Below are 20,015 nucleotides of genomic sequence, written 5' to 3'. Positions count from 1 at the left end.
CTCCCTATTAATCTGTGATAATTACAAATCTTTTTGCCGGGCCTTCATTAATACCATAAGCAGGGCGATATCCCCCTGGCGTACCCCGGGAATACGCGCGGCCTGGCCCACGGTCAGGGGCCGGACCTGGCGCAGTTTTTCTCTTGATTCCACAGAAAGGCCTGAGATGGCGGCATAGTCCATGTCCGGGGGCAGCTTTATTGCGTCCATCTTGGCCCCCCGGGCTGCGGCCCGGCTTTCCTTTTCGATATACCCGGCGTACTTGATGTCCAGGAAGCTCCGCTCAATCCACTCCCGGGGCCAGGACGCCAGCTCCGGCGCCCAGGGCAGGATATCATCGAACTTCACCGCCGAATCGGTCAGGGCACGTTCCAGGCTGTCCCCGGCATGGGGCCCCAGGGCCGGGGCAAGGCCGCCCGCAGCACGGGACAGCAAAGATACTGCCGGGTTTTCTGCAGTTCCGATATTAATGTTACTGACCGCGGCAATGGGGCCGGGAATCTTTCGGGTACGCAGTAATTCTGCGATTGTCCCAAGGCCGGCGGTTTTTTTCTGGAACCGCTCCCAGCGTTCATCGGACACCAGTCCTGTCTCCCGGCCTTTTGGGCTCAGTCTGGTGTCCGCCGTATCGTGGCGCAGCATGAGCCGGTGTTCGGCCCGGCTGGTAAACATACGGTAGGGTTCCTTGGTACCCAGGGTGGTAAGGTCGTCCACCAGGACCCCGATGTAAGCCTCGGCCCGGCCTAAAACCAGGGGCGGATCCCCGCGCATTTTTTGGGCAGCGTTGATCCCCGCCATGATGCCCTGGGCTGCGGCTTCTTCGTAGCCGGAACTGCCGTTGGTTTGGCCTGCCATAAAAAGGCCGTCCATGCGCTTGGACTCCAGGGTCGGGTAGAGGTCCAGGGGGTCCAGATAATCGTACTCCACCGCATAGGCGGGCCGGACGATCCGGGCTTCCGCCAGGCCGGGAATACTGTGGATGAAATCCCGCTGCACATCCTCGGGAAGGGAACTGGAAGCGCCGTTCATGTACATCTCGTTGGTACTCAGCCCTTCGGGCTCAATAAAGATGTGGTGCCGATCCCGTTCAGGGAACCTGACCACCTTATCTTCAATGGAGGGACAGTACCGGGGGCCGACTCCGACTATCTTCCCTCCGTAGAGCGGCGACCGGTGGATATTGGCCCGGATAATTTCGTGGGTAGCCGGAGTGGTATAGGTGATCCAGCAGGGGATCTGCGGCCGGTCCGGGACCGCGCCGGTTTCCACGTCGAAGGAGAAGGGCCTTGGGCTTTCGCCGTCCTGGCGTTCCATTTTTGTGTAATCGATGGAATCCCCGGCAATCCTGGCGGGGGTGCCGGTTTTGAGCCGCCCCACGGGAAAGCCCCGCTGCCGGAGCCTGGTCCCCAGACCCAGGGCCGCCTCTTCCCCAAGCCTGCCTTCCGGCGCGTCGTACTCGCCGATAAATATCTTACCTTCCATAAAAGTACCCGTGGCCAGTATTACGGTGCGGGCGGAAATACGATGGCCCCGTTGTGTTACCACCCCCTGGATACGGTTTTCGGCGCTTATCAGGTCGATCACGGTGTCCATAAAAACCGTCAGCCCCTGCTGGGTTTCCACCGCAGACCGCGCGGCCGTCTGATACGCGTACTTGTCCGCCTGGGCGCGCGGCGCCTGGACTGCGGGACCCCGGGAGCGGTTCAGGACCCGGTACTGGATCATGGTTGCGTCGATGAGCTTGCCCATCTGTCCGCCCAGGGCGTCCAGCTCCCGGACCAGGTTGCCCTTGGAGAGCCCCCCCACTGCGGGGTTACAGGAGAGCGCCCCGATCCGGTCGGGGTTTTGGGTGATAAGCAGTACCGAAAAACCGAGCCGGGAAACTGCCAGGGACGCCTCAATTCCCGCATGGCCGCCCCCAACCACTATGCAATCATAATCCATTGCTATTTCCCCACACAAAATCTGCTGAACATGGCGTCAAGTATTTCTGCGGTGGAAACTTCCCCGGTAATTTCCCCCAGGGCGTTCACTCCCTCCCGCAGTAATGGTGCGATGAGGTCCAGGGGTTCCGGTTTGTCCGCAAGGGCGAGCGCTTCCTCCAGCGCTGCGGCTGCCCTATCGATAAGCTCCTTCTGCCGCGCTGTCCCGATCCCTGCCCCCGCCTTTCCTTCACCGCCGCCGGTTTTTTTCTCCAAAACCCCGGCGATCTCCCGGGTCAGCTCCGCAATACCACTGCCGGTCTTGGCGCTGACGGGACGGGGGAGCGGAATTGTTTCGGACAGCATTACTGCGGGCTGATTACTTAGGGGCGGAGCGGTTATGTCAGCTTTGTTCCAGAGCAATATTACCGGCGGGATAACTCCGCTTGGGGCGGCTGTGCAATTTGCAACGAAGTTCCCCGCGCAGTGGTTCTGTAGAAAGTCCTGGTCCTCAGGGGTGATGCCTTCGGCGCCGTCTAACACATAGAGGATGATATCCGCCGCCCCCAGAAGTTCCCGGCTCCGTTCCATGCCGAGTTTTTCTACCGGGTCCTCCGATTGGTGGAGTCCCGCCGTATCCGCAAGCCGGACCGGGATGCCTTCGATGGAAACCCAGGCTTCTATCCAGTCCCGGGTAGTACCGGGGATATCGGTGACGATGGAACGGTCTTCCTTTAAAAGCAGGTTGAAGAGACTGGACTTTCCTGCATTGGGCCGTCCGGCAATTACCGCCAGGGCGCCCTCGGCAAAGAGCCGCTCCCGGCGGTAGGAGGCGGCCAGCGTTTTGAGCCGGGCCAGGGCCTCCTCCACCAGCGGCCGGTCCGGGAGCAAGCCCCCGGCTTCAGCGCCAATCCCATCGTCTTCGGAATAGTCCAGAAAAATTTCCGATGCCCCCAGGGCTTGCACAATGATTGTGTTGATATCCCGGATTTCTTTTTCCAGAGCGCCGGAAAGCCGGTGTACCGCATGTTCCCGGGCCCGGTCGGTTTTGGCGGATACTATCTCCATCACCGATTCTGCGCGGGTCAGGTCAAGTTTGCCGTTCATGAATGCCCGGAAGCTGAACTCCCCCGGAAGGCTGTCCCGGAACCCCGCTTTGTGGAGGGCCGCCATCACCGCCTTTGCTGCGGCGATGCCCCCGTGGCAGGAAATATCCGCCCCGTCCTCGCCGGTGTAGCTGCGGGGACTGCGGTAAACCGATACCAGAACGTCATCAATTTTTTCACCCGCCGGCCCGATGAGCCAGCCGTGGACGATGGTATTACCCGCCGCGCCAAGCAGTTTTTCCGGCCGGGAAAAAACAGCAGCAAGGATTTCCAGGCAATGTTCACCCGAGCTGCGGATGAGGGTCAGGGCGCTTTCCCCAAGGGTGGTGGCGATGGCGGCGATAGGGACCGTATCGCCGTAGGAAGGGGTGTTCATGACTATTGCCGCGGCTCCGCCAAGTGGAACCGCAGGAAGAGCCGGGGCGCTCCTGCGGATGCCCAGAGGCCCAGCAAACCGTAACGCACAAAGCGGCCCAGCTCGTAAAAGGGGGACGCCGCTCCCCAGTATGGCAGGGCTGAAAATATCGAATCCTCGCCGGGGAAAAGGACCTTGAAACCCCGGTAGATCAGGGCGCCCCCGGCAAGGCCCAGGACATAGCGGAGACACCGGGCAACAGGGGAAATACCGGGCCGGGCGCTAAAGGGAAAATGCTGAAGCATCAGGGCGTAACCGGCGCCGAACCCGAGGAACAGGCCGCCCAGGCTGCGATCTGATGGGTAGAGGCTTATCATTCCCAGGGCGATGATCGCGACGGCAATCATCCTTGCCCGTAGGCCGCCCGTATCCAGAAGCGCCGTAACCCGGGGTTCGAGTGCAAACCAAAGCCCCAGGGTAAGACCCCCCAGGAGCCAGCCCGCCAGAATATCCGTGGGGAAATGGACTCCCAGGTAGAGCCGGGTAAAGGCGATGAGCAGGATGAAGAGAACCGCTCCAAGGCGGATAGCCGCAGCCTGCCGGGGGGATTTTACAAGCCGTGAACCGCTGATCCATAGGGACAGGGTCAGCCAGAAACAGAGGGACAGTTGGGCATGCCCCGAAGGGATGCCGTAACTTGGTTCAAAGGCCAGTCCTACCGAAGGTTCCAGGGTAAAAGGCCGGGGTTGTTTCAATAGTTCCTTGAAAAACCCGTTTATAAGGGTGGAAAATATGATGAGAAAACCCAACCGGGCTCCTTTTTTTTCGTTTATGCACCAAAAAATAAGGAGAACCACGGGAATATAAAAATATTCCGTTCCCAGGGCTGTTACAAATCTGATAAACGCCGTGAGTCCGGGACTTTGAATGCCCTGAATATACTGAATAAGATCTATACCCCAGCGGTATATGGCAAAGAGGGGTGGTAATACCTCTGCATTGCTGATAGTAATGGCCTCGGTCATGGATTTAGACTAATGGGCCGGGCCATTGTGGTCAAGCTCAGAATTCTTCATAAAAAATAAGCCTAAGCCGCATGGCGGCGGTGGATTGCTCCCTCGTTGGGGGAAGATCCGGCCGGGCAGTTGTGAGAAGAAGGTTGATCTGTTTTTCCAAATTTTCCCTTTCAATGCTTATCAGAACATAATATTCAAAGGATTCCCCTATGGGGCTTAATACGTCATCCCCAAGGATTCTTTTTTTTATCCAGAAACTGTCCTCCTGACTGGCCCCGCTAAAGGCAGTATCGGAGGAATTTTTTATCACCGTTTCAAAATAACGGCCGAATTCTTCCCCGGGATTTCCTCTGGCCATTCTGGTAAACCGGGCCTGGATCCGTGCGGAGACCAGCCGGGAAAAATCCCGGTCAATCGAAAAGCTTGTTGCCCAGAGGCTTAGGGAATCCAGGTTGTTTCCTCTTTGCTTTCCGATAAAAACATACCTATTTTCATATTTTGGCAAGGTCTCAATCCCGATGGCGCCCGTACTAAGATAACGGACCACCCATTCGGGCATATTCTCATCCGGGTTTTCATGATCTATCACCTCAATGATACTGTTTTTTTCCTGGTACTCCGGGACAGGGCCAAGAATTACAACTTTGGAGGAAGTGGAAAAACAGCCTGTAAACAGGGAAATACCGGCAATCAGGATAAGCACATTTTGCAGCGAAGTTTCCCGCGCAGGAACAGTTTTCATAAATCAGTTTTACTGGGCGGATTTTAGCTCTTGGTCCGGGTTGTTTTCCGGCGCCGGCTCATCCTCATCCTTGAAAATGGGCAAACGGGCATAGCTAAGGGCCAGTTCGTTGAGTATGAGTGTTCCATTACCGGGGTTTCCGTTCCACTTGTAATGTTCCGTACCGCCGAACCGGATCGTACCCTCTCCGTTTATCGGCTCAGCCAGGGCAAGGGTGATAGATTCAGTTTCCCGGGCCGGATTTTCCGTGTGCAGTGACGCGCTAAGATGATCCGGAGCAATTTCAAAATCAATAACGAGGGTAATAAAAGCGTCTAGTTCGCCCGGGTTCAATGCAAGGGAGATCTCTTGGGGTTCGTTTTCGGAATTATCTGCGGGGAAAAGCCGGAGCGTTATATTCCCCTCCGCATTTTGCAACGAAGTTTCCCGCGCAAAGGACAAATCCAGAATCGCCGCATCGGGAAGACCGTTCTTTGAATTAAAGCGGATGTTCAAAACGCTTCCTTCAGTAAGGAGGACGAGATGGGAAAAAATTCGGCCCTTGCCCTGTTCCTTCCCGGATAGGGTAAAGGGCTTTCCGGGGAGGGTATAAGAATCATCGGGGCCGATAAAAAGGCCATACATACCCGCAAAGGGTATCCAACGAGGCTTCTGGGAGAACAGGGGGATTAGCTGTCTTTCAGGATTACCGGAGGATTTGGCGTCATCCAGGTTTCCCCAGAATTGGTACCAGTTGATAAAGTCTTTGGAGAAGCTGTCAAAGTACCGTATCCTCTCGGTCTTTGCGGATACTGCAAGGGATAGTTCTTTAACTTTTCCGAGCATACTGTTGGGCGCAGTGTCCTCCGGCAGCAGAGGGAATACCTCCGCTTTGATAATATGGAAACCGGTTTGTTCCGGCGTTTTCCACAAAAGATAGTTTGCCCCATCGGAGCTTCGGCCCTGGGCAATGATTTTTTTTCCACTGTACCAAATTATATAGGGGTCCAGTCGGTCATCGGCGCTAATCTCAGTTTCCAACACCACATTAATCCCCGGAGGAATAAGGCGCCCCCCCGTGGATATTCCCGGCAGGTAACTTTGAACCTCCCCTAGCGTAAAATCCGCATCCCCAAGGAAGTAAATCAATTTAGAAGTCCTGTAGAGTATCTCCTTTTCTCCCAGAACCTGGAAAATAAGATTATACCGGCCTATCTCCAGATCCTCAAAGATCTGGAAGGCCGGAAGGTACTGATCCAGATGGTTAACCGAAAGCACCTGATCCTCCAACCCCTTGGGATCCGCCGCTGTCTTTACGGTGGACGCGAAGACGGCTCTACCGGAGCATCGGCTGTTTTACTTTTTTCCGCAGCCTTGGAGTTGGTCTCTGCGGCTATGACTGTATCCGTTCCTCCCTTCTTCGTAACTTGCGCAGGAAGAACTGTCTCATCGGTTTTCTCTTCAGCGGAAGAATTTTTGGCAGGGTTCCCGGTCAACGGAGATTTATCCCCCGCAGTATTTCCGGCTAAGCTTTCGGGGGATACCCCTAACGCGGCGTCGCTTTCGACAAGGGGCCGGCTTGCAAACTCTCCGGGGCTGCTTTCTTCTAACGGCTGGGTTGGACTGCGGGGAACTTCGCCGGAACTACCCTGGGGTTCCTTTTCCTCAACTTCCTTTGTTTCCTGGGTATCCGTAGAAAGTACATACCGAACCTTCCTGCTGATCGTGGTTCCCGAAAGATCCTGCACAAAAACCGTGAGTCCCCGGACATCCGGATCATTGACCACGGAATTCACAAAAAAAGGACGTATTTTACTGTTTTGATTAACAACGGAGTATTCATCCAGGGTGTAATCGCTGTCTACTAGGGCATTTACCCGGTACGTTCCCTGGGAAGAAAAGGGGGAAGAAAAAACGGTATCCATATCACTGCAGCTGCTGAGAAAAAGAGTAAAGCCCAGGATACTATATAACGCCCGAAGTTTTTGCACAGATATACCCATACTGATTATACCAAAAAATATGGGCTTTAGCTAGAGATTTCTCCGTATTATGGTATTTTTTTTAGATTTTCAAAACCCGGATACCCTGGGACATTCGGTCCCAGGGTAGGGCGGCTCCTTAGGCTTGGCCTGCGGAACCCAGGACACTGACAGTCTTATGGGCGTAGAGTTTTTTCAATTCATCCCGGGCAGGTCCCAGGTACTTCCGGGGATCGAATTCGTCCGGTTTTTCCGCGAAAACCTTGCGGATCATGGCGGTCATAGCCAGCCGGCCATCGGAATCGATATTGATCTTGCAGACCGCGCTTTTGGCGGCCTTCCGCAGCTGTTCCTCGGGGATACCAACGGAATTGGAAAGCTTGCCGCCGAATTTTTCGATGATCTCCACGTACTCAATGGGCACCGAGGAGGAACCGTGGAGCACAATGGGGAAGCCCGGCAGCCGTTTTTCAACTTCCGCCAGGATATCGAAGCGCAAGGGCGGGGGGATTAGGATGCCGCCGGGGCCTCTGGTACACTGCTCAGGTTTAAACTTGGTCCTGCCGTGGCTGGTACCGATGGAAATCGCCAGGGAATCGACCTTGGTCTTTCCCACAAAGTCCTGCACTTCCTCGGGCTGGGTATAGTTGCTGTGTTCCGAGGAAACATCGTCTTCAACCCCTGCTAAAACCCCCAGTTCCCCCTCTACGGTCACATAATCCTTCTGAGAATGGGCAAATTCGCAGACTTTTTTGGTCAAGGCTACGTTTTCATCGTAAGGAAGATGGGATCCGTCGATCATTACCGAGGAAAATCCGGTTTCGACACAGTCCTTACAGAGCTCAAAGCTATCCCCGTGGTCTAAATGGAGTACAATGGGGATATCATAGCCCAACTCGTGGGCATATTCCACGGCGCCCTTGGCCATGTTCCGCAGAAGATTCTGGTTGGCATACTTCCGTGCCCCGGAAGAAACCTGGAGGATAACCGGTGATTTGGTCTCCACACATGCCTGAATGATGGCCTGCATCTGTTCCATATTGTTAAAATTAAATGCCGGAAGTGCATAGCCACCAGATACCGCTTTCTTGAATAAATCCACGGTATTGACCAGCCCTAGTTCCTTGTAACTTGTCATATAGTACTCCTTAGTTATTTATATACTATATGGTATAGTAAGAGAATGGCTTGGTCAAGGAAGCACCCTTGATTTCACGCCCCGGCCGGACTATGGTTCATCTATGGCTCTTAAACATCGGCGTATAGTAATCATCATCCTGATCATTCTTGGGATCCTTGCACTGGGACCCGCCCTGTATACGCTTCGTTCCCCGGTATTAATGGTGGTAGACGATGAATTTACCGGGCTCTACGGATTCCACCGGAGTTGGGTAAAACAGATCGAGATCTCCTTGAAATTGTTCCGTCGGCTTAAGGTAGTGCAGATAGCCGGTGGAGCCTCTCCGGACGTGGTGGCCTTTGCGGCGGTGGAAGCGGCGGCCAGACCTTATGCGGCGTTGTTTCCCTTCGCTTACCGGCAGGGAGCGCGGCGTTATGCGGAAGAGTCTCCGGGAATCCCCGTGGGGGTGGTGGGAGGTGATCCGCGGACCCAGTTCTCAGAAGAGGATGGCTTGGTTTTCATTAAAACTGATAAAACAGGGGATCTTTACCGGGCGGGTCGTTGTGCAGCCCTTTTTGCCCGCTCGAATGGCGGGAACATCCTCTTTTTTACCGGCGAATTGGTTGATTGGAACGATAAGGATGCCTTTTTAAAGGGACTGCGGGATCAGGGTTTCGATAATTCTCCCATATTTGTGGACAAAGGCGAGGATTATACCCTTCCAAAGGAGCTTTCCTGTATCATCATGGCCCGGGCTGTGGAAAATTATCCCGAGGATAGCCCGTCTGTTCCGATGATCATCTTTTCATGGGTGGATCCTGGGGTTACTGCGCGGGAAATCAAGGTTATATTTGATGATTCTCCCTGGGCTTTAGCGGCGGTGGCGGCAAAAACACTTCACCGGGGAGGCGAGATGGCGCCGGTGTCTTCGGAAATTCTGGTTCTTAAGGATCGGATTGGGGATGCCGAGATTCTTCGGGATATACAAAAGGCAATTAAGGACAAAGAGGGTGATTAAAAGGGTTATGTAAAAAAAAAAGGCCGATTATGTAACTAACTCTAGGAAAAACCCCTATGGAGGTTTGACAAAGGTCCGTTAAGTAAATATAATCTTAGCTGACCTCATTTCCTTAAGACATGGAAAAAGGAGTATTTGATGAAACAGGGCAGTTTCAAAGCTGTATGTCTCGTACTTTTAGCAATAATTGCGGTTGGCGCAGCTTACGGGGATGATATTACTATTAATAGTACTTCCATTATATTGGAGTCCTTTGATGGCGATTCTCCCTATGTATGGAAAGTTATGGGCAGTAAATTTGCCACTAAAACCGATGCCGGCGAATGGCCGCAAGCCAGTCTTATTGCCGCCTGGCCTCAGGCTCTCCACGGCATTAACCGTGAAGGGAAGGAACTTAAAAGCCTCGGCGTGTGGGGAAGGTTTGATCGCCAGGGTTTTAACTGGATAGATATTTACCCGACGGCGGCGGACGGTGCGGATTCCGGAGACGGACCGAATAACGTTGAGATCCCCATTCCCGGCCGGATTCAGTATTTGGATATATGGACCTGGGGTTCGAACCTTGATTATACCCTGGAGGCTTATTTCCGGGATTATCAGGGGGTTATCCATGTCGTTGAGTTGGGACACCTCAACTACCAGGGCTGGAAAGATTTGCAGGTACGGGTTCCCGCCTCTATACCCCAGGCAAAGCGGGTACTTCCCCGGCTGGCGGCCCTGACCTTTGTAAAATTCCGGGTCTGGACTCCTCCTACGGAACCGGTGGCCGATTTCCGGATTTACTTCGATCAGTTTAAGATTCTTACGGATACCTTTGAATCTCTCTTTGATGGGGACGAACTGGCATTGCCGGAACGGGTCGAAGAACTCTGGAATGCGAGTAATTAAGGAGGCATTGAAATGAAACGATATATAATCGCAGTGTTGTTGATATCTATGGCTGGCTTTGCTTTTGCTCAGGACGAAATTGGAAGTACCAATACCGAACGGCTCGGGATTGAATCCGCCCAGCAGAAACTGAAGGAAATATCCGTCGAGAGATTTGAGCACGACGGTTTCTGGCGTTCCCATATGTCTCCGGACCAGGGGTATTCCACTACCCGTCTTTTTGAGGGAAGCCCCCTGGGAAAGAAGCCCATACCGGAAGAAGATGGTATGGATATTCCGGACCGCTACGTTCTGGGTACCCGGATTGATTATCTCCGCCGGGGTTACAGCAGCTTTACCATGTACCCTATCCGTCCTATTCCCATTGAGGGCATCACCAAGACGATCTCCCTCTGGGTAGCGGGCCGTAACTTTGACCATGAACTGCATATTCTGATTCAGGACTTTTTTGGTAAGAACTATGAACTCTATGTGGGAAAACTCAATTTCCAGGGTTGGAAGCAGCTAACCGTTGCAGTTCCTCCCCAGGCCCCGGACGGGCGGCATGGTATTATCCAGCGGAATTATCACTACAATAACCAGATGGGAATTAAGGTGGTCGGTTTCCGGATTGACGTTGATCCCATGGAAGCTCTTGGCAGCTACTATGTTTACCTGGACGATGTCCGTGCAGTGACGGACCTCTTTGCCGAAGAGAGCCGGGATCCTGATGATATGGCTGATTCCTGGTAGGGGATACAATTTTGCTTACAGAACCGTCCTTAGGGGCGGTTTTTTTATATTTAAGCCAGGATCACATCGGAAAAACGCCGGTGGGGGCGGGGGAGCCCCACTGCGGGATGCCTGTAGAGTCTGCCTATGGAGCCCCTTCGGGTCTCCTCCGGCAGGGAATTCCAGAATATCCCGGCGCCTGTGCGCATTAACTGTGCTTGAGCATAGTTGCCGGGGTGGGGTGGAGCAGGGAAAAGTGCAGTAAAACTGAGCTGCTGGATGGGATTAATGGCGTAACCCGCAAATCATCTGGAAAAGCTGCATGGTGACCGTGAAGGCCAGTATTCCATAAGGATAAATGATAAATATCGTGTTTGCTTCAAACTGGAATCAAATGATGCCTATGATGTTGAAATAGTTGATTATCATTAAATTGCGGCTATGCAAATTTTTTGGCCTGTCCGAAGGTTATTTTACCGGTATACAGCTTGATTTTGAACGAATCAAGGCCAAACGTAAAATCCAGGATGCCCTTGACCACATCGTACCCCTGAACCGTCAGGCAATTGCATAGGCATCACTCCACATCAGATTTACTCCGTCCCAAACTCCTCCTCCGCAGCCTCCGCCGCCAGAAACGCTATCGCCTCGCTGGTCGGATATATCTCGCCGGAGCCGGTGTTCCCGGCGGTTCCCCGGGCCGGGGTTTTGGCCGGGGTTCCGAAGCGGCTCCTGGCGCGGTTCCCCTGGCCGGCGAGGCGGGTCTTTGCGGCGGCCTGGTCCTCCAGGGCGAGTTGGGCGGCGGCGCGGACTGCCCGGGCGGCGGTTTCGCTGATGTTGCAGCGGTCCGACAGGTCTTGCGGGGCGGCGGCGGCGATGGCGGGCAGGGTGACGTAGGCCTTCATGATCGCTGCGGCCCGCTTGGGGCCTATGCCTTCAACCGATTCCAGGGCAGGGAAGAGCAGGTCCTTGGAACGAAGTTTCTGGTTCAGGGTGGTGGCGAAGCGGTGGGTTTCGTCACGGACGTGTTGGAGTACCTTGAGCGCTTCGGAGCGTTTGGAGAGACGGATGGGGTTGCGGGCGTTGGGGAGCCAGAGTTCCTCGTCCCGTTTGGCCAGGCCCACAATATCGGTGTGCATACCCAGCTCGTCCAGAACGCCCTTGGCGGCGTTTACCTGGCCTATGCCGCCGTCGATGAGGATCAGGTCCGGGAGCTCCGCGCCTTCCCGGATGAGCCGGGAATAGCGGCGCTGTACCGCTTCCCGCATGGAGGCAAAATCGTCCACCACCCCAACCACGGTACGGAGCTTGAAGTAGCGGTAGTTTTTCTTGTCCGGGATGCCGTTCTTAAACGAGATGAGTGACGCCACGGGGTGTTTACCGTCCAGTTGGGCTATGTCGAAACCTTCAATACGCTCAGGTCTGCCGCCGAGGTCCAATGCCTGGGCTAGTTCGTCCAGGGCAGGGCCTGCGCCCCGTTCCTTGAGCCGCTGCCGGAGATCCTCCAGGGCATTTTGCCGGGCCATGGCAAGAACCGCCTGGAGCCGTTTTTCAAGGGGGACCAGCAATTCCGGTTCGTACCCGAACTGTTCCTTAAACCACCGTTTTAGAAAGGGGAAGTCCGGGCTTGGGGTTTCCGTCTCAAGGCCAATGAATATGCGGGGCGGGGGAGGGCGGTCCGGGGTGTAGTAGGCAGCGACGAAGGTCTCCAGGGATTCCGTTTCTTCCGCGGCGGAACGGGTGCGGTAGAGTTCCCGGCCGGTCATTTTGCCTCCCCGCATGGAGAAGACCGACCAGGTGGTAAAGATACTTTCGCTGGCCCAGGCGATGTAGTCCCGGCTTTCGTTATCAAAGTCCACCATGGAGGGGCTTTCCCGTAGTGTCCTGATAGCGGTAATGGCGTTACGGATCTGGGCGGCCCGTTCAAAGAGCAGTTGGGATGCGGCTTCGTGCATACGCTCGGTGAGTTCCACAATCAGGGAATCGGTTTCTCCGGTGTTTTCAAGGGAATTTCCGGTGGAGAGGATCTTTTGTATACGGTCTATGTGAAGGTGGTATTCTCCTTCGGTGATTTTGCCGCAGCAGGGACCGGCGCAGCGGCCGATGTGGAAGTACATACAGGGCGCGTCCCGTTTCCGCAGGGTGCGGCATTTCCGCAGGGGGAAGATTTTGTCGATCAGCTCAAGGAGGGTGTCCACCGCCTGGACATTGGGGAAGGGGCCGAAGTACCGGGAGCCGTCCTGGATGATGTGGCGGGTTTTGAAGATACGGGGGAAGGGTCCGGCGGTGATACGGATCACCGGGTAGGTTTTGCCGTCCTTCAGGTTGATATTGTACTTTGGGGTGTGCTGCTTGATCAGGGTATTTTCCAGGAGCAGCGCTTCGTATTCGTTGGCCACGATTATGGTTTCTATGCTCCGGGCATGGAGGATCAGGGTTTGGGTCTTTACATCCTTGAGACCGGAGAAATAGGACCCCAGGCGGTTCCGCAGTACCTTGGCTTTTCCCACGTAAATGATATGGCTATCCTCATCCCGCATGATATAGACCCCCGGTTCCTGGGGGGCATCGTGGGCAAAGGCCTTTAGGGCGGTAAAATTTTCGGAAAACCTTTCATGATCCATGGTATATACCGATATTAAAAGGGGAATTTATGAGAAAAGCAACAGTTACAATCGGTATAGTCATTATTTTTTTGCATATTGCGGGGGCCGTGTACGCTATCGGGGAAAGTACCCTGGTGTTGGGGGCGTCGTCGTCCTGGAATGCGGTGGATAAACGGACGGGGATCGCCGAGGTTTCCGCCATTCGGACAAACCCCGTACTGACCCTCTCCTCAGCCCGGCCCGGGGACGATCCCTACCTGGATATGGCCCTGTCATTTGATGAGGGGAGGCCGGAGCTGTTTACCGATAAGACCGGCCATTACCGGGTGAGCGCTTCCCCGGCCCTGAGCGGGGTAAATTACCGCTGGTCCCGGGCAGGAACCGGGGCGGCCCTTTTCTCCGGCGATTCTCCCCGGCAAGCCCTAGAGGAAATGGAAGGCCCCCTGGTTATCAGCCCCCGTTCACCGGAGGCGCTGCTCTATTCGGGCCAGCATTTTAAGGATTTCAGCATAGAGTTCTGGCTTTATCCCCTCAATATGGAAAACGGCGAACAGCTGCTCTCCTGGAGCGCAACCCGGCAGACCAGGCAGGGGGGAAAGACCTTTCAGCGTATACAGTGTATTGCGGCGAGGAACCGGCTTAACTGGTCTTTTCTGGATTTTTTCAGTTCCCCCGATGACGGCAAACAGATGACCCTTAACCTGAGCGGTTCCCCGGTGCTTCCCCGGACCTGGAGCCACCACCTTATCCGCTTTGATTCTGATACGGGCCTCCTGGAATACCTGGTGGACGGACGCCTTGAAGGGGTGGTCTATGCAACCACCACCGGCCGGGAAGGGGGCGAAGTCTACGCTCCCATGGCGGGCGATGGGGGAACCATGGTCCTGGGCGGACGTTTTGCCGGACTTATGGACGAATTCCGGGTCTACAGCCGGTATAACGAAACCCCCCTGCTATCCAAATATCCCCTTCAGGGCGGACGTATAGAAACGAGACCCCTGGATTTGGGTGAACGGAACAGCCAGGTTTTGAAGGTGGAAGCCCTGGGGGGCAATTTCTCTCCCGGCGGCCGGAATCCCAAGGCCGGGGGCATCATGCAGAATGAATATGTCGGTTCCGGAAGGTTCCGCTTTGCTAATAATTCTATGGTACAGTTTTTTATCCGGGCGGCGGATACCCCCTACCAGTGGGCTGATTCGGGATGGCAGCCCTTTGAACCGGGAACGGATTTTACCGGGGATATCCGGGGCCGGTATGTCCAGTTGGCGGCGGCCTTCTACCCAAGCGGTGATGGGGAGGCTGCGCCCTACCTGGACGAGATCCGGGTGGTGTACCAGCGGGACGATCCGCCCCTGCCTCCTTCCATGGTGACCGCCTTGGCAAGGGACGGCGCGGTGGACATTTCCTGGAGGGCCAGTCCTGACTCGGATGTAAGCGGATATCTGGTGTATTTCGGCACCGCGTCCGGGGAATATTTTGGAGAAAGTGCTATACTTGGAGTATCGCCAATAAATGTTGGGAAGAGAACTTCCGTCCGTATTGACGGCCTAAAAAACGGCGTACTGTACTATTTCGCCGTGGCAGTCTATGATCGGTCGAACCCTGCAAACGCAGGGGTGTTCTCCCGGGAAGTATCGGCCCGCCCCTTAAGGATGGTTGAATGAGCGCGCAGGATGTACAGGATTTAACAAAGCGGGCCCGAATGTTTCTCCGGGACGGAAAGTTCACGGACGCGGTGGATAATCTGCGGGCCGCCCTTGAGATTGACGCTGAATACACGGCGGCCCATAACCTTTTGGGGATAGCCCAGAGCAGGCTTGGGAACGGGAAGAAGGCCCTCGCCGCTTTCCGTAAGGGGAAAAACCTGGACAAGGAAAACCCGGTCCTGCACTTTAATCTTGCCATTGCTTTGGAGACCATGGAACAGCCGGATAAGGCGGTGCCGCGGTACCGAGCGGCGTTTCGCCTCCACCCCGGTTGGCTTGAAGCCATGAATGCCCTGGGGCTGGTTCTGTTTAAGCAGGAAGACTATGCCGCCGCTAACCGGACTTTCTCCAGGGTTTTGAAATTTGATCCCTCCAATACCGAAGCGTTGAACAACAAAGGTGTGGTCCTGGCGGATCAGGGCCGCCATAAGGACGCCATCAAAAAGTACCGCGCTGCGCTTGAGATAGACAGCAAATATGTCAATGCTGCGTTGAACCTGTCCCGCGCCCTGGAAGATTTGGGCAACTTTGCCGAGTCCCTGGAAGAACTGGAACGTTTGGCGGATCTTGTCCCAACGAATTGGGAGGTCAGAACCCGTCTGGCGGCGCTCTACCAAAAACTGGAACGCCACGATGAAGCTCTGGATCAGGCCCGGGCGATTCTGGAGAAGGACCCTGACAATATCCATGCCCTGCGTATTGAAGGGGCGATCCAGGGCATACAGGGGAACGACGAAGAGGCGAAAAATATTTTTGAAAAAATAACAACCATGAATCCCGCCGAGGCGGGTACCGATAATTACGACCGCTTTATAATCGAGCCCCCCGAGTCCCGGTACTGGCTGGACCTGGTCCCGCCCCCTGCCGCCGCCGAGGCGCCTCCTGTGGCGAAAGCGAAGTCCACCCATCCCGGCGCCATAGCCCTGGCGAAAGCCCGGGAGGCTAAGGCGGCGGCTAAAGCTGCAGCTGAGGGGGGAGCTCCCGTTCCCGCAGCGGAAACGCCGGTATCCGAACCTGTTCCCGCAGCAGAGGTGTCGGCCCCTGCTCCCGAACCGGTTCCCGTAGCGGAAGCGCCAGCACCGGATCCCGAACCGGATCCCGTAGCAGAAGTGTCGGCACTCGCTCCCGAACCGGATCCCGCAGCAGAAGTGTCGGCTCCGGTTTCTGCTTCTGAACCGGAGACCGCAGCAGCGGGTGATTTACTCGGTTTGATGCGATACCTGATGACCCTGACCGAAGCCCTGCCGGATTCGGAGCAGGATGATTTTTTACATAGCGATGCCCATATGGAAATGAAGTTCATCATTGATACTTTGGAAAATCCAAATGGATGAAGCCTTAAACCAGAAAATCGATGACTATATAAAGAATATGCCCAGCCTCTCCACCACCCTGTCCAAGGTGTTGGAGATCTGTAATAATCCCCATATGAGTCCGGCGGATCTTAATCATGTAATTTCCCTGGACCCCGTTTTGATGGGCCGGGTGCTCAAGCTTATCAATTCAGCGTACTACGGCCTGGAACAGCATGTTACGAGTCTGGTCCGGGCTATCATCATGCTGGGGATCAACACCGTAAAAAACCTCGCCCTTTCCTCGGCTGTCATTGGGCAATTCAACCCAAAGGAATCTCAGGGGCTTGATTGTGAGGGGTACTGGCGGCATTCACTCTGCGTGGGGGTGGCGGCGAAGCTCATTGCCGGAAAAAGGGGCGTTGATCCCAGTCTGCTGGAGGAGTATTTTACCGCGGGCCTGCTCCACGACATAGGAAAGATACCCCTGAACGGGGTACTGCCCAGGGACTACCTGCTCGCCATCAAGGATGCGGATTTGAAGGGACTCTCCCTGTTCCAGGCGGAAACTGAAAACATGGGGACCAACCATAACGAGGTGGGGAAAAGGGTGGTAGAGGCATGGCGCATTGAGGGCGCCCTGGGGGATGCGGTGATCCACCATCATAATTGTGCCGAATATGCGGGGGATCATAAGGATCTGCTCTACAGTGTTGCTGCGGCTAATCATTTTGCATCACTTATGAAGATAGGTTTTTCCGGAGACTGCCATCCTGAAAAGATTGACGCGGTGGTTTTGGAAACTCTTGGGCTAAACTGGGAAGCGCTTGAAAATATTAAACCCATCGTTGATAACGAAATAGAAAAAGCCCAGATTTTTCTTAAGCTATGAGGGTACCGCTATGTTAAGTGTTCGCGTTTGGGGCAGCCGGGGTTCCATCCCCTGTCCGGGAGCTTCCACGGTTGAGTTTGGGGGTAATACCGCCTGTCTGGAAATCCGGGCGGACGAAAAGCTGTCTATCGTAGATCTGGGGACGGGGATACGGGTCCTGGGCGAGTGGCTCCTGGACAACGATTGTAAAAAAGGTCCCATTGATACGGATATTTTTGTTACCCACACCCATTGGGATCATATTATGGGCTTTCCCTTGTTTGCCCCCCTCTTTATGCCAACAACAAAACTGCGTATCCGCGGGCCTGTCTCTTACGAAGATGATACCATGGAATCTATCATTGGAACGCAGCTTTCCTACCGGTACTGGCCGGTACGGTTAAGCGATCTGGCTGCTCACCTTGAATACGATCAGATTAAAGAAACTACCCTGGATCTGGGTGACGGCCTGCGGGTAAGGACCAAGTACCTGAACCATCCCGTACTCTGTCTGGGCTATCGTTTTGAATACCAGGGTAAATCCATCGTTACTGCCTATGACACAGAGCCTTTCCGAAACCTTTTCCCTACCAATCCTCAGGATCCCCACTATGACGAGGATGCCGCCAGGGAGGGTGAACAGGCGGCCCGGGAAGAAAACGAAAAGGTACTCAACTTTTTCCGGAACGCCGATGTGCTCATCCATGACAGCCAGTATACTTCCAGCGAATACGAGGCGGACAAGATAGGCTGGGGCCACTCCACCTACGAATACGCCATTGCGGCTGCCCAAAAGGCGGGGGTTAAGAAGCTGGTTCTCTTTCACCACGATCCTCACCGCACGGATACGCAGCTTGCGGCCTTTGAAACGGAATTCCGGGGAATGGTCACGAAAAAAACCGGCATGGAGATCCTCATGGCCCGGGAAGGGCTCATCGTAGAAGCCTAGAAGAACACCCCTACAGTTTTTTCAGATCCTCACGGTTTTTAGCGCCGGTTTTATCGTAGAGCCGGCTGATGTAGTTTTCCACGGTACCCCGATGGATGGCGAGTGTTTTTGCTATGCCGCGGTTGTCCATACCGTTTTGGACAAGAGAAAATATTTCCCGCTCCCGTTTGGTAAGGCCAATCAGAATGTCCGGAACGGCAAAGATTTTTTGTGTCAGATTCTGATCAATGTAGCGTTTCCCCAGTAGTACCGATTCTATAGCTGTGGCGAATTCGGCGTCACTATTGGTCTTGCACACATAACCCAGGGCGCCCCTTCTCATTGCTTCCTGTATAAGGGTGTAACCCTGATAAACCGAATAGACAAGGATAGCAGGTTTACTGTTTTCTCCTGCGGCGCAGGGGTATTTTTCTTTTAGCCAGGGGATGAGATCCAGGCCAAAATCTTTCCGGAGGCTGATGTCCAGAAGCACCAGATCAGGCGGCTCAGGGTAGCTGTCAAAGAGGACATGAGCTTCATCCAGGGAGGCAGCTTCCCCAACTACCTTCCACTGGCCGGTATCGGTGATCCACTCCGAGATCCCCCTCCGCATCATTTCGTGATCTTCGATCAATACAATAGTATTCATTGGTGGTATGCCTCAGGTAAATTGTTCAGCCGGAAGGTATTTGGTCTGGGGGCGATATACCCCCTCTGTTCCAACGTATTGTTTTGTTCCGTAGTTTCGCTCCGGGGTTCGTAGAAGGAGAGCCGTGCCAGGGGATTAATTTTTATGAGTGAATCTGCCGCAGCATTGATGGCAATGCGGTTCTGCTCCTCCGGGGAGAAGGCCCGGCAGCTGGGACAGGAACACCAGTGGGTTTTCTTTGTCAGGCTGGGCCAGAGGTGGAAGATGGTAACCTCCGTCTTGGAAAACAGGCGGGCGGCGTTTTTCTGTATCAAAGTAATAGTATTAGGATTGGTAACGCAGAAAAGCCCTTCTTTTTTTCGCCGTCCTTCCTCCATACGGAAGAGTTCCCGCCGGAAGAAAAAAAGTTTCCTGCTTATCAATGATGAAAGTTCCCGGCTAAGCTCGATATCCAGGGCGTATTGGGCTGCCAGATCGAACAGGGATCGGTCCCTGGGTAAGGGCAATTTCCGCACGGGAACAACCAGTGCGTCAAAACAATTCCGGGCGGCCCAGATAAGGACCGCTTCCCGGTTCTTTCGCCGGGTTAAGAGGAGTCGTTTCCGCAAAGCGGGGTCCTCCGTATCGGTCCGGAGGGCCGAAGCTTCCGCCAGAGGATAGCTTAGTATCCCGGGTGTTGCCCGTGGAATTTCTTCCTTGCCGGGTTCGGGCCAGCGGAATCCTAGGGCGGCAAGGAAATTGAAGAGCCCATTACAGAGGCCCCGGGGGGAATTGCCGTAGATTTCGATACGGTTTGTACCGGTCCGCCAGGCAAAGCCGTTTTTGCTTACCGGATCGGACGAATCGGCAGCGGAACAGTTTAGTAAAATTTCGGGAACATCGGTAGCCGGTCCGGGCTGGGAATCGTCGATAATCCCGGGGGAGGGCAGGCTAAGCCCTGCCTGACGGCGGAGCAGGTCTATTATCCGGGACAATTCTTCCGCCCCCCGCTTTGCAGGGCCAGTTTTGGCGGGGATCAGAATTACCCAAGGTTTGGAAACATCAAAATCTGCCATAGTATAGAGTGTATCCGTTTTTTACTACATTTACAAATAGGGTAAGTCCCTGTTAGACTTAATCAGGAG

At 54.6% G+C, this 20,015-nt stretch carries 20 protein-coding genes; 9 read left to right on the top strand and 11 right to left on the bottom strand.

Annotation, left to right across the window (positions count from 1 at the left end):
* Positions 1-21: 21 nt before the first annotated feature.
* The 7 genes from mnmG to TPRIMZ1_RS0117475 form a co-directional block, all read right to left on the bottom strand.
* On the bottom strand, positions 22-1,944 hold the full coding sequence (mnmG, locus tag TPRIMZ1_RS0117505; protein WP_010263764.1) for a tRNA uridine-5-carboxymethylaminomethyl(34) synthesis enzyme MnmG: 1,923 nt from the start codon (positions 1,942-1,944) through the stop codon (positions 22-24).
* 2 nt (positions 1,945-1,946) lie between these two features.
* Positions 1,947-3,404, bottom strand: coding sequence for a tRNA uridine-5-carboxymethylaminomethyl(34) synthesis GTPase MnmE (gene mnmE / locus TPRIMZ1_RS0117500; RefSeq protein WP_010263762.1), 1,458 nt, complete (start codon positions 3,402-3,404; stop codon positions 1,947-1,949).
* A 2-nt stretch (positions 3,405-3,406) separates the two neighbouring features.
* Positions 3,407-4,408, bottom strand: a complete 1,002-nt coding sequence (locus TPRIMZ1_RS0117495; protein ID WP_010263760.1) for a phosphatase PAP2 family protein — start codon at positions 4,406-4,408, stop codon at positions 3,407-3,409.
* Positions 4,409-4,445: 37 nt separating this feature from the next.
* A complete protein-coding gene (locus tag TPRIMZ1_RS0117490) occupies positions 4,446-5,141 on the bottom strand; it encodes a hypothetical protein (protein ID WP_010263758.1) in 696 nt (231 codons plus the stop codon).
* A 9-nt stretch (positions 5,142-5,150) separates the two neighbouring features.
* On the bottom strand, positions 5,151-6,398 hold the full coding sequence (locus tag TPRIMZ1_RS0117485) for a hypothetical protein (protein WP_010263756.1): 1,248 nt from the start codon (positions 6,396-6,398) through the stop codon (positions 5,151-5,153).
* 35 nt (positions 6,399-6,433) lie between these two features.
* A complete protein-coding gene (locus TPRIMZ1_RS0117480) occupies positions 6,434-7,123 on the bottom strand; it encodes a hypothetical protein (protein WP_010263754.1) in 690 nt (229 codons plus the stop codon).
* 118 nt (positions 7,124-7,241) lie between these two features.
* Entirely contained in the window at positions 7,242-8,240 is a 999-nt protein-coding gene (locus tag TPRIMZ1_RS0117475) for a class II fructose-bisphosphate aldolase (protein WP_010263751.1), read from the bottom strand.
* A 103-nt stretch (positions 8,241-8,343) separates the two neighbouring features.
* Between TPRIMZ1_RS0117475 and TPRIMZ1_RS0117470 the strand changes: the two genes are divergently transcribed.
* The 3 genes from TPRIMZ1_RS0117470 to TPRIMZ1_RS0117460 all read left to right on the top strand — a co-directional run bounded on the left by TPRIMZ1_RS0117470 (position 8,344) and on the right by TPRIMZ1_RS0117460 (position 10,860).
* Positions 8,344-9,240, top strand: a complete 897-nt coding sequence (locus TPRIMZ1_RS0117470; RefSeq protein ID WP_010263749.1) for a hypothetical protein — start codon at positions 8,344-8,346, stop codon at positions 9,238-9,240.
* A 138-nt stretch (positions 9,241-9,378) separates the two neighbouring features.
* Complete coding sequence (locus TPRIMZ1_RS0117465) at positions 9,379-10,128, top strand: flagellar filament outer layer protein FlaA (protein ID WP_010263747.1); 750 nt, start codon at positions 9,379-9,381, stop codon at positions 10,126-10,128.
* Between the two features lie 12 nt (positions 10,129-10,140).
* On the top strand, positions 10,141-10,860 hold the full coding sequence (locus TPRIMZ1_RS0117460) for a flagellar filament outer layer protein FlaA (protein WP_010263746.1): 720 nt from the start codon (positions 10,141-10,143) through the stop codon (positions 10,858-10,860).
* Between the two features lie 50 nt (positions 10,861-10,910).
* Here the strand turns inward: TPRIMZ1_RS0117460 and TPRIMZ1_RS20625 are convergent, their stop codons facing one another.
* Positions 10,911-11,048: a hypothetical protein gene (locus TPRIMZ1_RS20625; protein ID WP_157784310.1), complete on the bottom strand. Its 138-nt coding sequence runs from the start codon at positions 11,046-11,048 to the stop codon at positions 10,911-10,913.
* 100 nt (positions 11,049-11,148) lie between these two features.
* Here TPRIMZ1_RS20625 and TPRIMZ1_RS21075 point away from each other — a divergent pair, with 100 nt between their 5' ends.
* Together TPRIMZ1_RS21075 and TPRIMZ1_RS20770 are read left to right on the top strand one after the other, a co-directional pair.
* Positions 11,149-11,271, top strand: coding sequence for a type II toxin-antitoxin system RelE/ParE family toxin (locus tag TPRIMZ1_RS21075; RefSeq protein WP_081503700.1), 123 nt, complete (start codon positions 11,149-11,151; stop codon positions 11,269-11,271).
* Positions 11,258-11,413 carry a hypothetical protein gene (locus tag TPRIMZ1_RS20770; protein ID WP_198429957.1) on the top strand — a complete coding sequence of 52 codons (156 nt, stop codon included), beginning with the start codon at positions 11,258-11,260 and terminating at the stop codon, positions 11,411-11,413. Before TPRIMZ1_RS21075 ends, TPRIMZ1_RS20770 begins: the two co-directional genes overlap by 14 nt.
* A gap of 19 nt (positions 11,414-11,432) precedes the next feature.
* Here TPRIMZ1_RS20770 and uvrC read toward each other — a convergent pair whose 3' ends face one another.
* Positions 11,433-13,463 carry an excinuclease ABC subunit UvrC gene (gene uvrC, locus TPRIMZ1_RS0117445; RefSeq protein ID WP_010263743.1) on the bottom strand — a complete coding sequence of 677 codons (2,031 nt, stop codon included), beginning with the start codon at positions 13,461-13,463 and terminating at the stop codon, positions 11,433-11,435.
* A 29-nt stretch (positions 13,464-13,492) separates the two neighbouring features.
* On the opposite strand from uvrC, the gene TPRIMZ1_RS0117440 reads away from it, so the two are divergent.
* The 4 genes from TPRIMZ1_RS0117440 to TPRIMZ1_RS0117425 are packed head-to-tail and all read left to right on the top strand — an operon-like array spanning position 13,493 to position 18,263.
* Positions 13,493-15,109, top strand: coding sequence for a LamG-like jellyroll fold domain-containing protein (locus tag TPRIMZ1_RS0117440; RefSeq protein WP_010263741.1), 1,617 nt, complete (start codon positions 13,493-13,495; stop codon positions 15,107-15,109).
* The gene (locus TPRIMZ1_RS0117435; protein ID WP_010263739.1) at positions 15,106-16,485 is read left to right on the top strand and encodes a tetratricopeptide repeat protein; all 1,380 of its coding nucleotides are present in this window, start codon (positions 15,106-15,108) and stop codon (positions 16,483-16,485) included. Before TPRIMZ1_RS0117440 ends, TPRIMZ1_RS0117435 begins: the two co-directional genes overlap by 4 nt.
* Entirely contained in the window at positions 16,478-17,335 is an 858-nt protein-coding gene (locus TPRIMZ1_RS0117430) for an HDOD domain-containing protein (RefSeq protein WP_010263738.1), read from the top strand. The genes TPRIMZ1_RS0117435 and TPRIMZ1_RS0117430 overlap by 8 nt, the downstream gene beginning before the upstream one ends.
* A 10-nt stretch (positions 17,336-17,345) precedes the next feature.
* On the top strand, positions 17,346-18,263 hold the full coding sequence (locus TPRIMZ1_RS0117425; RefSeq protein WP_010263736.1) for an MBL fold metallo-hydrolase: 918 nt from the start codon (positions 17,346-17,348) through the stop codon (positions 18,261-18,263).
* A gap of 10 nt (positions 18,264-18,273) precedes the next feature.
* Here the strand turns inward: TPRIMZ1_RS0117425 and TPRIMZ1_RS0117420 are convergent, their stop codons facing one another.
* Positions 18,274-18,891 (bottom strand): response regulator, encoded by a 618-nt coding sequence (locus tag TPRIMZ1_RS0117420; protein WP_010263733.1) that lies wholly within the window; start codon positions 18,889-18,891, stop codon positions 18,274-18,276.
* Positions 18,888-19,946, bottom strand: coding sequence for a hypothetical protein (locus TPRIMZ1_RS0117415; protein ID WP_010263731.1), 1,059 nt, complete (start codon positions 19,944-19,946; stop codon positions 18,888-18,890). The genes TPRIMZ1_RS0117420 and TPRIMZ1_RS0117415 overlap by 4 nt, the downstream gene beginning before the upstream one ends.
* Between the last annotated feature and the right edge of the window lie 69 nt (positions 19,947-20,015).

The organism is Treponema primitia ZAS-1 (assembly GCF_000297095.1).
Lineage (GTDB): Bacteria > Spirochaetota > Spirochaetia > Treponematales > Breznakiellaceae > Termitinema > Termitinema primitia_A.
The sequence above is the reverse complement of the archived record's forward strand: the minus strand, read 5'-3'. Positions and strand labels throughout refer to the sequence as shown.

Coding starts and splice junctions, on each gene's coding strand:
- mnmG (WP_010263764.1), bottom strand. CDS start 1,944: ATGGATTATGATTGCATAGTGGTTGGGGGCGGCCATGCGGGAATTGAG.
- mnmE (WP_010263762.1), bottom strand. CDS start 3,404: ATGAACACCCCTTCCTACGGCGATACGGTCCCTATCGCCGCCATCGCC.
- TPRIMZ1_RS0117495 (WP_010263760.1), bottom strand. CDS start 4,408: ATGACCGAGGCCATTACTATCAGCAATGCAGAGGTATTACCACCCCTC.
- TPRIMZ1_RS0117490 (WP_010263758.1), bottom strand. CDS start 5,141: ATGAAAACTGTTCCTGCGCGGGAAACTTCGCTGCAAAATGTGCTTATC.
- TPRIMZ1_RS0117480 (WP_010263754.1), bottom strand. CDS start 7,123: ATGGGTATATCTGTGCAAAAACTTCGGGCGTTATATAGTATCCTGGGC.
- TPRIMZ1_RS0117475 (WP_010263751.1), bottom strand. CDS start 8,240: ATGACAAGTTACAAGGAACTAGGGCTGGTCAATACCGTGGATTTATTC.
- TPRIMZ1_RS0117470 (WP_010263749.1), top strand. CDS start 8,344: ATGGCTCTTAAACATCGGCGTATAGTAATCATCATCCTGATCATTCTT.
- TPRIMZ1_RS0117465 (WP_010263747.1), top strand. CDS start 9,379: ATGAAACAGGGCAGTTTCAAAGCTGTATGTCTCGTACTTTTAGCAATA.
- TPRIMZ1_RS0117460 (WP_010263746.1), top strand. CDS start 10,141: ATGAAACGATATATAATCGCAGTGTTGTTGATATCTATGGCTGGCTTT.
- TPRIMZ1_RS20625 (WP_157784310.1), bottom strand. CDS start 11,048: ATGCGCACAGGCGCCGGGATATTCTGGAATTCCCTGCCGGAGGAGACC.
- uvrC (WP_010263743.1), bottom strand. CDS start 13,463: ATGGATCATGAAAGGTTTTCCGAAAATTTTACCGCCCTAAAGGCCTTT.
- TPRIMZ1_RS0117440 (WP_010263741.1), top strand. CDS start 13,493: ATGAGAAAAGCAACAGTTACAATCGGTATAGTCATTATTTTTTTGCAT.
- TPRIMZ1_RS0117435 (WP_010263739.1), top strand. CDS start 15,106: ATGAGCGCGCAGGATGTACAGGATTTAACAAAGCGGGCCCGAATGTTT.
- TPRIMZ1_RS0117430 (WP_010263738.1), top strand. CDS start 16,478: ATGGATGAAGCCTTAAACCAGAAAATCGATGACTATATAAAGAATATG.
- TPRIMZ1_RS0117425 (WP_010263736.1), top strand. CDS start 17,346: ATGTTAAGTGTTCGCGTTTGGGGCAGCCGGGGTTCCATCCCCTGTCCG.
- TPRIMZ1_RS0117420 (WP_010263733.1), bottom strand. CDS start 18,891: ATGAATACTATTGTATTGATCGAAGATCACGAAATGATGCGGAGGGGG.
- TPRIMZ1_RS0117415 (WP_010263731.1), bottom strand. CDS start 19,946: ATGGCAGATTTTGATGTTTCCAAACCTTGGGTAATTCTGATCCCCGCC.